The following is a 13,525-nucleotide window of genomic DNA, read 5'->3' as shown; positions in this document are numbered from 1 at the left end:
TTTTTAATGTTTAAAATGTCTATTCCCAGTAAAAGCCATAGCTATTCCATATTCATCACAAGCTTTAATAGATTCTTCATCCCTTATAGATCCTCCTGGTTGAATAATCGCTGTGATTTTACCAGAATTCGCGGCTGAATCTACTACGTCACGAAAAGGAAAAAATGCATCAGAAACAAGAACTAAATTATCATTATTTTTTTTTTCTAAAGCTCTTTGTATAGCTTGACTAGCAGCCCAAATTCGATTAGTCTGACCACCAGAAATTCCTAAAGTTTGTGTTTCTTTAGCTACAACAATAGCATTAGATTTGACATATTTTACTACTCTATTAGCAAATAATAAAGATTTTATTTCTGTATTAGAAAATTTTTTTTTAGTTACTATATGATAATTATCAGAAAATAAAGAATCCACTTCTTGCACTAAGATTCCTCCATCTATTTTTAGATATTCTAATTTATCGGAAATAGGATTTATTATTCTAATAATTCTTAGATTTTTTTTTCTTTTAAGAATATTCAATGCTTCTATTTCATAATTTGTAGATAAAATTACTTCTAAAAAAAGACGATTAATTACTTTTGATAATTCTATATTTATTGTCCTATTTACAGCCAAAATACCTCCAAAAGATGAAATAAAATCGGACTCATAAGTTTTTTTAAAAGCATCGATAATATTTTTTCCTAATGCTACTCCACAAGGAGTAGAATGTTTAACTGTACAACAAGCTGGTTCAGAAAATTGTGAGACAACTTTCCAAGCTATATCCATATCTCTTAAATTATTAAAAGAAAGTTTTTTCCCATTTAATTGATGAAAATCTTGCATAGCTCCTTTATGAATCGTATTAATATAATAAGCAGCTTTTTGATGAGGATTTTCTCCATAACGGAGATTCATTTTCTTTTTATAAGCAGAAAAATTTAAATATTCAGGAAAATTTTCGTCGATAAGAAAAGCTTTAGAAATAGCAGCATCATATGCGGATGTTATATAAAATACTTTACCGGCTAATTTTTTTCTTAACTTTAAGGAAGTATTCCCATATAATTGTATTTCATTTTTTACTAATATATAATCATTATTATCTGTAATAGGAGTTACATATAAAAAATTTTTTGCTGCTGCACGTAGCATAGATGGACCTCCTATATCAATAAATTCAATTAATGAATCTATAGAAAAATTTTTTTGAGATAATTTTTCAACAAATGGGTAAAAATTGACTAATACAATATCAATAGGATGGATTTTATGAGATATAAGATATTTCATATGATTATCTTTAGATCTATCCGCTAATATACCTCCGTAAATGTTAGGATGAATAGTTTTTATTCTTCCATTTAATTGTTCAGAAAAAGAGATAAAATCAGCTATATCTATAATATTTATTATTCCATTTTTTTTTAAATATTTAAAGGTTCCTCCAGTAGAAATAATTTGATATCCTTTTTTATATAAAAAATGGACAAAATTAAATAATTTTTTATTTTTTTCAAAAACACTAATTAAAGCTTTTTTCATAGAATGATAGAAATAAATCAATTTTTTTATATTATATATAATTTAAATAAATCGTCAAAAATTATTTAAAGATTGAATAAGTATTTTTTTTTCTATGATAGATATTTTTTTATATAAAGATTTTATAGTTTCCTTATCAGAAAGTAAACAAGATTTTTGTAAAATAATTTTTCCTGAATCAATATGTTTATTCACATAATGAACTGTAGCTCCGGATATTTTTTCTTTATTTTTTAGGACTTTTTGATGTATTTTCATTCCGTACATCCCTTTTCCTCCATATTTTGGTAAAAGAGAAGGATGAATATTGATAATTTTTTTATCCCATTTTTTACAAAAATCTGCATTTAGTATAGAAAGAAAACCAGAAAGTACGATAATATCTGGAATATATTTTATTAAAATATGATGAATTTTTGATGATATAAATTGTTGATTTATTTTTTCAAAATGAAAAGTAGGAATATTTTTTTTTAAAGAATATTGGATTGCTTTACAAGCTCTATCAGAAACTACTAAATCAACTTTACAATTTTTCAATTCTCCATGATAAATAGCATGCAATATATGTTTCATATTGGTTCCATTACCAGATACTAAAATAGCTAATTTTTTCATAAAAAAAATGAAAATATTTTATTTTAAAAAAACTTTTTTCTCTCCTTTTACTATTTTACCAAAAATAAAAGGTTGTTCTCCTAAACAACGTAATCTATGAAAAATAGAATATTTATTTTTTACAGAAACTATGATAATCATTCCAACTCCCATATTAAAAGTATTCCACATTTCTTGGTCTGATAAAATTCCTTTTTTTTGAATATAATTAAAAACAGGGAGAATAGGAATTTTTTTTTTATATACTTTAGCTAATAAATTATTTGGAAGAATACGAAGTAAATTTTCGTATATACCTCCTCCAGTAACATGAACTAATCCGTGTATTAAAAATTCTTTTAATAAAATATGTATTGTATCATGATAAATTTTAGTAGGAATTAAAAGAGTTTCATAAAATGGTTTTTTTTGAAATTCTTTCATTAGTAAATATTCTGTATCAAAAATTTTTCTAATTAAGGAAAATCCATTACTATGTACTCCTGATGAAGGTAACCCAATTAAAATATCTCCATCCTTAATAGAATTTTTTCCATATATAATATTTTTTTTTTCTACAATACCTACACAAAAACCAGCTATATCATAATCTTTTTCTTGATAAATTCCAGGCATTTCTGCAGTTTCACCACCAATTAAACAAGTATGAGTTTTTTGACAGGAAGTAGCTAGTCCTTTTATAATTTTTTCTGCAATATTAGAATCTAGTTTTCCGCAAGCTAAATAATCTAAAAAAAATAAAGGTTGAGCTCCATGACATAATACATCATTGGCACACATCGCAAAACAATCTTTTCCAATAATTTCATATCTTTTAAAATTTATAGCTAAACGTAGTTTTGTCCCTACACCATCCACACCAGATACTAAAATAGGTTCTTTATAACTATAAACAGACATTTTATAAAATGCAGCAAAATGATCTAATGTACTAAGAATTTTATTATTATAAGTTTTTTTTAGAATGGGATTAATTTTATAAATGGTTTTATGATTTTCTTTCATAATTAATTTATTACTTTATAATATACAATCATTTTTTTTTATGAATAGGATAGTCTCCAGTAAAACAACCAAAACAATAATTTTTCCCACCAAGAATATCGATAAGATTAGTTATACTTAAAAATTCTAAACTATCTACATCTAAAAATTGAGCTATTTTGTCTTTTTTCATTTTATAGGAAATAAGATCTTTTCTACTAGGAGTATCTACCCCTAAATAACATGGCCCTATAATAGGTGGAGAAGCACTTCTAAAATGAATCTCTATCGCACCAGCCTTTCTTAATATATAAACTAATCTACGACTAGTTGTTCCACGTACAATGGAATCATCAATAATAACAATTCGTTTTCCTCTTATTTCATTTAAAATAGCATTTAGTTTTAGATTAACCATTTTTTCACGCATTTCTTGTTTAGGTAGAATAAAAGATCTTCCTATATATTTATTTTTTACTAAAATTGGTTTAAAAGGAATTCCAGATGCTTTAGAATATCCAATAGCTGCTGGAACACCAGAATCTGGTACACCAATTACTACATCTGCTTGAACTGGATGTTGTTCATAAAGTTTTTTTCCACTTTTTTCACGTACTTCATAAACGTTTATATTTTCAATTAAAGAATCAGGACGAGAAAAATAAATATATTCAAAAGAACATATTCGACGTTTTGTATATCTCTTATTTTTCATTAAAGTAAAACGAATGGTAGTTTTGTCTACTATAGCCATTTCTCCTGGAAAAAGATCTCTAATATAATATCCTCCTACAGAATCAATTCCACAAGTTTCAGAACTAAATATATAAGTTTTTTCATTTAACATTCCATAACATAATGGACGAATACCATTAGGATCTCGAAATGCCGCCATTTGATTATTCATTAAAACTATTACAGAATAAGCTCCTTTAATATCAAAAATGGTTTTTTTAATAGCTATTTCTAGTATATTATTATATATTGACAAATATTTTTGTATTAAACGTAAAATGACTTCTGAATCTGAATATTCTGATATAAAAGTTATTCCTTCTAATTCTAGATTTTTACGAATATTTTTAGCATTAATTAAATTTCCATTATGTACTATAGAAATAGTACTTTTTCCATTTATATCTTCTCCAAAAAATGGTTGAATATTTTTTTTACTTTGTCCACCTTCTGTAGAATATCTTGTATGTCCAATAACAGCATTTCCATGATAACATTCATAATTGGAAATATTTCGAAAAGTATCTAAAACAAGGCCTTCATTTTTATGAGATAGAATAAATCCATCTCTTAAAACAGAAAAACCACAAGCTTCTTGACCTCTATGTTGTAATGCAAATAAACCAAATTGAATTAAAGAAAAAGTATCAATTTTATGAGGAGAATAAATTCCAAAAACTCCGCATTCCTCATAAAATTTATCAGAATATTTGTTTTCATGAAAAAAAGGTAATAGTGGAGACATTATCTTTTTTTTTTATGTAAAAAGAAATTCTTAGTCCCGTAACGTAAATAAATTTAACCTATCCTTTTTAATACTTCCATATAAATATCCATAATATCATCTCCATTTTTTCTAAAAATATCTTTATCAAGTTTTTTCATAGTTTTTTTATCCCAAAGACGGCAAGTGTCTGGACTAATTTCATCAGAAAGTAAAATTTTGTTATTTTTATATTTTCCAAATTCTATTTTAAAATCGACTAATATAATATTTTTATTTAAAAAATATTCTTTTAAAAGGGTATTTACATTTGAGGATATATTATGAATTATATTTAATTCTTTATAAGAAATTATATCTAAAAAAACTGCATGATGATTATTAATTAAAGGATCATTTAATGCATCATTTTTATAAAAAATTTCAAAAATTGGATGATTAATAATAATCCCTTCTTTTATTCCTAAACGTTTAGACATACTTCCATAAACAATATTACGTACTATAAATTCTAATGGGAACATATTGACCTTATAACATAATTGTTCTATAGGATTAATTTTACGAATAAAATGTGTGGGAACTTTACAAGAATTAAGAAATTTAAATATCAAAGTGGTAATGGCATTATTTATCATTCCTTTATCTTGTATAGATTTATTTTTTAATCCATTTAAAGCTGTTATATTATTTTTATAATGAATAATAATTTCATTTTTATTATCTGTCGTATATATTTTTTTTGTTTTTCCTTCTAATAAAAATTTTTTTTTGTTACTGCTCATAATTATAATAATATTATTTTATGACTCTATTTCAGTAATTAATTTTTCTTTTTTTTTGATTCTAAATTTGAATAATAATTTTTTAATTTCTGGATATTTTATAGCTAAAATATGAATAGCTAATAAAGCTGCATTATATGCATTATTAATTCCTACTGTAGCTACAGGAATATCTTTAGGCATTTGAATAATAGAAAACAGAGCATCCATTCCACCTAATAATCCATTATTATGATGATGAATTGGAACACCTATAACTGGAATAATAGTTTTAGAAGCAATGATTCCTGGTAAATGAGCGGATAAACCAGCTCCTGCAATAATTAATTCTAATTCTTTAATTAATTCTATTTTTTTTATAGTTTTGGATAAAATATCCGGTAAACGATGTGCAGAAATAACATAAATTTTATTCTTAATATTAAATTGATTGAATATTTTTTCCGATATTTTCATGATTGATTTGTCGGATTGACTTCCGCAAAATATAGCTACTTTCATATTTGTTTGTTTTTATAAAAAATATTTGACCGCATTTTTAAAAATGGAATGCTTTTTTAGATTAGGGATATTTTTTAATAATCCATAATCGTAACAACGTTCTGGATGAGTCATCCTTCCATAAATTTTCCCATTATTACTTAAGACCCCTTCTACAGCATAAACGGATCCATTTGGATTATATCCTTTTTCTAAAGTAGGATTTCCTTGTAAATCTACATATTGAGTAGCAATTTGATTATTGTTAAATAACATATTAGTTATTTTTTTACTTGCAATAAATTTTCCTTCTCCATGAGAAATTGGTTGAGTATATATTTTATTTTTCATTCCATTTAACCATGGAGATTGATCTGATATTACTTTAATAGAAACACATTGAGATATATGTTTCCCTATTTCATTATATGTGAGTGTAGGAGATTTATTATTTCTATTTTTTATTTTTCCATAAGGTAATAATCCAGATTTTATGAGACCTTGAAATCCATTACAAATTCCTAGAATTAATCCATCATGATCAATAAAATATTTAACGGCTTCTTGTATATATGGATTATGTAATAGAGATGTAATAAATTTTGCAGAACCATCTGGTTCATCTCCCGCACTAAAACCTCCACAAAGCATAAATATTTGTACTGATTTTATATATTTTTTTATTTTATCTATAGATTGAAGAATATCTTTATTTTTTAAATTTTTAAATACAGAAGTATTTACTATGCATCCTTCTTTTTCAAAAGCATAAATGGATTCTAATTCACAATTTGTTCCAGGAAATATGGGAATAAATACACGTGGGGATACTATTTTTTTTTTTCTTATTTTTTTTTCAAAAATATAATTTTTTTTATGATTAAAATCATTTTTTATTTTATCATATTTTTTATTTATTACATTAGAAGAAAAAATAGGAGTTAAAGTTTTTAACCAATTTTTTTCAGCTTCATCTATATCAATAAGTATTCCATTAAAATTTAAATTATTGGAATCAACGACTTCTCCTATTAAAATAAAATCTTCTGAAAGAGAATAGGGGGATTCTATAATTAATGACCCTATATGTATTTCCAATAAATGATATATAGAATGAATCAAAACTCCTAAACGATTTCCAAAAGACATTTTTGCAATAGCCACGGAAATACCCCCATCTTTTATCGTTTTTACAGAAACTATTGTTCCGGAACAAATTCCTTCATAAACTTTATGATATATTTTTTTCAAAGAATGAAAATTCGGCATTTCATTTTTTAATGGTTTATGACGGTACAAATATATTTTATTTCCTATTTTTTTCAATTCAGGAGATATAATATTAAAGCATAACCCTGTCGTTATTCCAAATGCAATGAATGTTGGTGGAACATGAATATTTTTATATGATCCAGACATACTATCTTTTCCTCCAATAGAAACTAATCCAAATGATTTTTGTGCATGATAAGCTCCTAATAAAGAAGAAAATGGTATCCCCCAATGAATGGGGTTATTTCCTAATTTTTGATAATATTCTTGAAAACTAAAAAAAATATTTTTATAATACCCTCCCATAGCTACAATTTTAGAAATACATTCAACTATAGCATAAGCTCCTCCATGAAGAGGACTCCAAGTAGAAATATCTGGATGAAACCCCCAACTAGCTATACTGACTGTATTAGTTCTTCCATGTAAAATAGGTATTTTATGTACACTTCCTTCAGATGGAGTCATTTGATATTTTCCTCCAAAAGGCATGAGTATAGTAGTGCCTCCTACAGTACTATCAAACATTTCTACTAAACTTTTTTGAGATGAAATATTTAATTGAGAAATAGTTTTTAAAAACGTTTTTTTACTAAAAAAAATTTTTTTTGATTCCTTAAAAGGAGAAATAGTAGTTGGAGAGAGAACATGAACTTTTTGTTTTTTATTATATCCTCCAGTATTTAAAAAAGTACTTTTTATATTAAAAATTTCTTTGTTTTTATGATAAAATATGATACGTTCATTCTCTGTAATGGTAGCTATTGGAACAGCAAGTATATTTTCTTTATGGGCCAATTTAATAAATTTTTTCACATCTAATGGATCCAATACCACAGCCATACGTTCTTGAGATTCTGATAGTGCAATTTCTATAGCATCTAAAGATGTATTAGGAATTTTATCTAAATGTAAATTTAAACTATTACTTAATTCACTAATAGCAACAGAAGCTCCTCCTGCACCAAAATCATTACATTTTTTAATCAAAGAAATAACTTCTTTTTTTCGAAAAAATCTTTGAATGTTTCTTTTTATTATTGGATTACCTTTTGTTGTAAATTGTACAGTTTCAATTAATTTTTTATTGTATATATGAAATTCGTCTTTTTTAGAAGATTCTGTTGCTCCTCCTATTCCTTCTTTTTCTGTTAATCCTCCAATTAATAAAATAATATCTCCTTTTTTTGGATTTTTTTGTTGAACGTAATCAACTGGAACTGCCCCAATCACCATTCCTACTTCCATTCTTTTAGCTCTATATCCTTCATGATAGATTTCATGGATATGACTAGTAGGGACTCCTACTTGATTTCCATATGAACTATAACCATAAGCGGCTTCCAAACATATTTTCCTTTGTGGTAATTTACCATTTAATGTTCTATGATGAATAGGGTCTGCAGCTCCACTTAATCGAATCGATTGATAAACAAAGGCTCTCCCAGATAAAACATCTCTCATTGCTCCTCCTAGACAAGTAGAAGCTCCTCCAAATGGATCAATTTCTGTAGGATAATTATGTGTTTCATTTTTAAATACAAGATACCATTTTTCTTTATTTTTCATTCCTATCTTATCTACATCAATCTTTATCATACAAGAATTACGTTCATTTGAACTTACATAATTATTTAATTTTTTTTTTTTTAAAAAAAAATTATATGGAAGATTAGACAAATCCATTAAATGAATAGGATTATTAGATAATCCTATTAAATCACGATCTTTTAAATATTCATGAAAAATATCTTGATACGTATCTTTGAATATTCCATCAAAAGTAATATTGATTAATGTTGTAAAAAATGTTTTATGACGACAATGATCAGACCAATAAGTATCTAAAATACGTAATTCTATTTCTGTAGGATCACGATTTTCTTGAAAAAAATATTTTTGAATCAAAAGTAAATCATGAAAATCCATGGATAACCTCCATTTTATATGAAATTTTTTTAATTTTTTATAATTAAAATGGATAAAATTATTGACCAATATAGGATTTTTTATGTATATATTTTTTTTATTATAAGGATAATCCATTTTTTTTAAATTTTTTTCTTTAAAAAAATTTTGTTTAATACAATATTTTTTTATTTTATGAATATCCTCATGAAAAGTCATACCTATTAATTCAATTAATTTGCCAGTTTTAATAAAAACAGTAGATAGAGGATCTATAATTTTTATGCATTGCATAGCAGCATCTGCACGTTTATCATTTTTTTCTTCTAAATATTCTAAAGAAAAAAAAGGATTTTTTAAATATATTTTTTTATGTAAAATATCTGTTACAGGATCTACAAAAACTTTATATAAACTTTTTATAAAAACTTCTTTTTTAATTTCAAAAATATCATATATATGATAAATAACTACTTTAGATAAAAATATATCTATATTTTTCAATTCTTGATATAGTTTTTTAGAATCAATATCAAAAGAATCCTTTTTTTGTATATAAATCCTGAAATTCATGAAAATTGTATGAAATAGAACATAAAAATTTTCTAAACTTTAAGATCCCTATGGGAATTTATGAAATAATGAAATTTATTTAAAATTGGATTAACTTTTTTTTCAATAAATTCTAAAACTTGATCTGAAGAAAACCCTATCAATTTCATTGGATTCAACATTTTATTTATTTTTTTTTCATTAATAGGTATTTTTTTATCTTTTAAAATACGTTCTATAAAATCATTTTTTTTTCCTTCTAATTTGATTGTATTATTCGCATTCATAGAATGAATACGGATCCTTTCATGAATTTCTTGTCTATCTGCTCCATTTTTTACACTTTCTACAATAATATATTCAGTAATTAAAAATGGAAGTTCATCTTGAATATGTTTATGAATAATTTTAGGATATACAACAATATTTTCTAATATATTATTCCATATTATGAGAATGGCATCTATAGCTAAAAAAGATTGTGCAATAACTAATCTTCTATTAGCAGAATCATCTAATGTTCTTTCTAACCATTGAGTAGCTGTAACCATAGCAGAACTATTAGATAAAGAAATTACATATTTTGCTAAAGAAGCCATCCGTTCACTACGGATAGGATTACGTTTATAAGCCATGGCACTAGATCCTATTTGTTCTTTTTCAAAAGGCTCTTCCATTTCTTTTAAATTTTGTAATAAACGTAAATCATTACTAAATTTATGAGCAGATTGAGAAATATTGGATAATAAATTTATTATTTGTGCATCTACTTTTCTATCATAAGTTTGTCCTGTTACAGAAAAAATATTTGTAAATCCAAATTTATTAGCAATTTCTTTTTCCAAAGTTTTTAACTTATGTAAATCTCCATCAAATAATTCTTTGAAACTAGCTGCTGTCCCTACAGTCCCTTTTACCCCCCTGAAAGAAAGATGCTTTAATCTAAATTCTAATTCTTCTACATCCATTAATATACTTTGTAACCATAAAGAAGATCGTTTCCCGACAGTAGTTAACTGAGCGGGTTGATAATGAGTAAAAGCTAAAGTAGGGAGGCTATGATATTCTAAAGAAAAATTTCTCATATGAAAAATAATATTAATTAATTTATTTAATATTATTTTTAATCCATCTCTAATAATAATAATATCTGTATTATCTCCTAAAAAAGCACTTGTAGCTCCTAAATGAATAATAGGTTTAGCTAAAACGGCTTTTTCTCCGAAAGCATATAGATGAGCCATGACATCATGACGAAATTTTTTTTCATAAAAAGTAATTCTATTCCAATCAATATCATTTAAATGATTTTTTAAATCATTAATTTGATCTTTTGTAATATTTAAACCTAATTTTTTTTGCCCTTCTGCTAATGAAATCCAAAGTTTTCTCCAAGTAATAAATTTTTTTTCTGGAGAAAAATTATATCCCATTTCTTTGCTACTATATCGTTCTATTAAAGGATTTTTATATTTTTTCACAAAAAAAATTTTAATTAAGAAAAAATTTGAAAAAAAGAAGATGTATTTTTTATAACATTTTGATTTCTTTCAGATCCTATTGAAATTAATAAAATTTCCAATTTTAGATAACTTTCAATAAAGTTAATATATTTTTTACAATTTTTTGGTAAATTTTCATATTCATGAATATGAGATATATCTTTTTTCCAACCAGGAAAATCTATATAAATGGCTTCAACCTGTTCTTCTTTTTCTAAGTATTCTATATTTGCTGGAAAATATGGTAATTTTTTTCCATTTTTTCTATATTCTATACAAACTTTAATAAATTCTAATTCACTTAATACATCTAATTTCGTAATAATTAAATAATGAATATCATTAATCATACAAGAATATTGTAAAGATACAAGATCTAACCATCCACATCTTCTTGGTCTTTTTGTCGTAGATCCATATTCATTTCCTTTTTTACGTATTATATCCCTAATTATATTTTTATTAATTTCTGTAGGAAACGGACCAGATCCTACACGTGTACAATAAGATTTTGCTACTCCTATAAAATTTTTTAAAAAAGTAGGAGGAATTCCTGTCCCTATACAAACCCCTCCTGTAGAAGTAGAAGAAGTAGTTACATAAGGATATGTTCCATAATTAATATCTAACAACATAGCTTGAGCTCCTTCAAAAAGAATTTTTTTACCTTTTTTAAAAGCTTCATGTAGTTCATATACGGAATCAATAATACGAGGATAAAGAATCTTAGCATACTCTATATATTCTTCATATATAGAGTTAAAAGAAAGTGGTTTTTTTTTATATATTTTCTTAAAAATATAATTTTTATAATTAATATTATCCTTTAATTTTTTATAAAAAATTTTTAGATTTAAAAAATCTAATATACGAATTCCTATTCGTGCAATTTTATCTTCATAAGTAGGCCCAATTCCACGATGTGTAGTTCCAATTGATCTATCTCCTAATGCTTCTTCTTTATATTCATCTAATAAACGATGATAAGGCATAGTAATATGTGCTCTTTTTGCAATCAATATTTGAGAAGTATTGATTCCTATTGATTCTAAATCTTTTATTTCTTTAATTAAAGATTTAGGATCAATCACTACTCCAGGACCTATAATACATTTAATATGAGGATATATTACGCCAGATGGAATTAAATGAAGAATAAAATAACGATTTTTTATATGAATAGAATGACCAGAATTATTACCTCCTTGATAACGGATGACATAATCTGAATTTTTAGAAAGTAAATCTGTAATTTTACCTTTTCCCTCGTCACCCCATTGTAAACCAACAATTACATTTGAAGGCATAATAATATTTATATTAAATTAACAACAAAATTAATAATAATAAAAATTACAATATTACAATTTTTTATTTTTTTTAGAAGAAATTTCTCGTTTTAAATGTTTATAAGCTAAAAGTGTGGCTTTTCTTCCTCTAGGGGTTCTAATTAAATATCCTTCTTGTATAAGAAAAGGTTCATATACTTCTTCTATAGTATCTGGATTTTCACTAATAGCAGTAGCTATAGTATTAATTCCTACAGGACCTCCTTGAAAATGATCAATAATATAGGTCAAAATTCTATGATCCATTTCTTCTAATCCATATTGATCTATATTAAGAGCTTTTAATCCTAAATCACATATATTAATGTTTATAATCCCATTTCCTTTAATTTGAGCAAAATCACGTACTCTACGAAGTAAATAATTAGCTATACGTGGAGTTCCACGACTTCTATTTGCTATTTCATATGAAGACTCATCTGTGATTGGAATATTTAATATTTTAGAACTACGATCGATAATTTTTTTTAAAAATTTTTTTTTATAATAATTGATACGAATATTTATTCCAAATCTAGAACGCATAGGCGCTGTTAATAACCCAGATCTTGTAGTCGCGCCTATTAAAGTAAAAGGAGATAAATCAATTTTTACTGATCTTGCATTAGATCCAGAATCTATAATAATATCAATTTTATAATTTTCCATAGCAGAATATAAATATTCTTCAACTATAGGGGAAAGACGATGAATTTCATCAATAAATAAAACATCATTTAAATTTAAATGAATCAGCAATCCAGCTAAATCTCCAGGTTTATCTAAAATAGATCCTGATGCTTCCGTAATATGAACTCCTAATTCATAAGCAACAATATGAGCTAACGTAGTTTTCCCTAATCCTGGAGGACCATGAAATAAAATATGATCTAAAGCCTCTTTTCTTTTTTTTGCAGCTTGAATAAAAATTTTTAAATTTTCTAATATATCATTTTTTCCAATAAAATCTTTAATTTTTTTTGGATTTAAATTTTTTTCTAAAATAGATGACACGGTCTATAATTTTAAAAAATGAAAAGAATTAATACATGATTTAAAAAATAATTGATTCAATATAATAAAGTACATCCATTTTATATATAA

The 13,525-nt window shown here is 25.0% G+C and carries 10 protein-coding genes; all 10 read right to left on the bottom strand.

Features of this window, described 5'->3' with window-relative positions; genetic code table 11:
* Positions 1 to 3: 3 nt before the first annotated feature.
* The 10 genes from purH to ruvB are packed head-to-tail and all read right to left on the bottom strand — an operon-like array spanning position 4 to position 13,435.
* Positions 4 to 1,533, bottom strand: coding sequence for a bifunctional phosphoribosylaminoimidazolecarboxamide formyltransferase/IMP cyclohydrolase (gene purH, locus H0H56_RS00780; protein ID WP_185873974.1), 1,530 nt, complete (start codon positions 1,531 to 1,533; stop codon positions 4 to 6).
* A gap of 54 nt (positions 1,534 to 1,587) precedes the next feature.
* On the bottom strand, positions 1,588 to 2,151 hold the full coding sequence (locus H0H56_RS00775; protein ID WP_185873973.1) for a formyltransferase family protein: 564 nt from the start codon (positions 2,149 to 2,151) through the stop codon (positions 1,588 to 1,590).
* 18 nt (positions 2,152 to 2,169) lie between these two features.
* A complete protein-coding gene (gene purM / locus H0H56_RS00770; protein WP_185873972.1) occupies positions 2,170 to 3,156 on the bottom strand; it encodes a phosphoribosylformylglycinamidine cyclo-ligase in 987 nt (328 codons plus the stop codon).
* A 28-nt stretch (positions 3,157 to 3,184) separates the two neighbouring features.
* A complete protein-coding gene (gene purF / locus H0H56_RS00765; RefSeq protein WP_185873971.1) occupies positions 3,185 to 4,615 on the bottom strand; it encodes an amidophosphoribosyltransferase in 1,431 nt (476 codons plus the stop codon).
* A 53-nt stretch (positions 4,616 to 4,668) separates the two neighbouring features.
* Positions 4,669 to 5,379, bottom strand: a complete 711-nt coding sequence (gene purC / locus H0H56_RS00760) for a phosphoribosylaminoimidazolesuccinocarboxamide synthase (protein WP_185873970.1) — start codon at positions 5,377 to 5,379, stop codon at positions 4,669 to 4,671.
* Positions 5,380 to 5,397: 18 nt separating this feature from the next.
* A complete protein-coding gene (purE, locus tag H0H56_RS00755) occupies positions 5,398 to 5,880 on the bottom strand; it encodes a 5-(carboxyamino)imidazole ribonucleotide mutase (RefSeq protein ID WP_185873969.1) in 483 nt (160 codons plus the stop codon).
* 12 nt (positions 5,881 to 5,892) lie between these two features.
* Positions 5,893 to 9,612 (bottom strand): phosphoribosylformylglycinamidine synthase, encoded by a 3,720-nt coding sequence (locus H0H56_RS00750; RefSeq protein ID WP_185873968.1) that lies wholly within the window; start codon positions 9,610 to 9,612, stop codon positions 5,893 to 5,895.
* A gap of 32 nt (positions 9,613 to 9,644) precedes the next feature.
* The gene (gene purB, locus H0H56_RS00745) at positions 9,645 to 11,072 is read right to left on the bottom strand and encodes an adenylosuccinate lyase (protein ID WP_185873967.1); all 1,428 of its coding nucleotides are present in this window, start codon (positions 11,070 to 11,072) and stop codon (positions 9,645 to 9,647) included.
* 14 nt (positions 11,073 to 11,086) lie between these two features.
* Positions 11,087 to 12,400 (bottom strand): adenylosuccinate synthase, encoded by a 1,314-nt coding sequence (locus H0H56_RS00740; RefSeq protein ID WP_185873966.1) that lies wholly within the window; start codon positions 12,398 to 12,400, stop codon positions 11,087 to 11,089.
* Positions 12,401 to 12,454: 54 nt separating this feature from the next.
* Positions 12,455 to 13,435 carry a Holliday junction branch migration DNA helicase RuvB gene (gene ruvB, locus H0H56_RS00735; protein ID WP_185873965.1) on the bottom strand — a complete coding sequence of 327 codons (981 nt, stop codon included), beginning with the start codon at positions 13,433 to 13,435 and terminating at the stop codon, positions 12,455 to 12,457.
* Between the last annotated feature and the right edge of the window lie 90 nt (positions 13,436 to 13,525).

The sequence above is a fragment of the Blattabacterium cuenoti genome, from assembly GCF_014252455.1.
Taxonomy (GTDB): Bacteria; Bacteroidota; Bacteroidia; order Flavobacteriales; family Blattabacteriaceae; genus Blattabacterium; species Blattabacterium cuenoti_R.
This window is presented reverse-complemented; position numbering and strand designations above follow the sequence as displayed.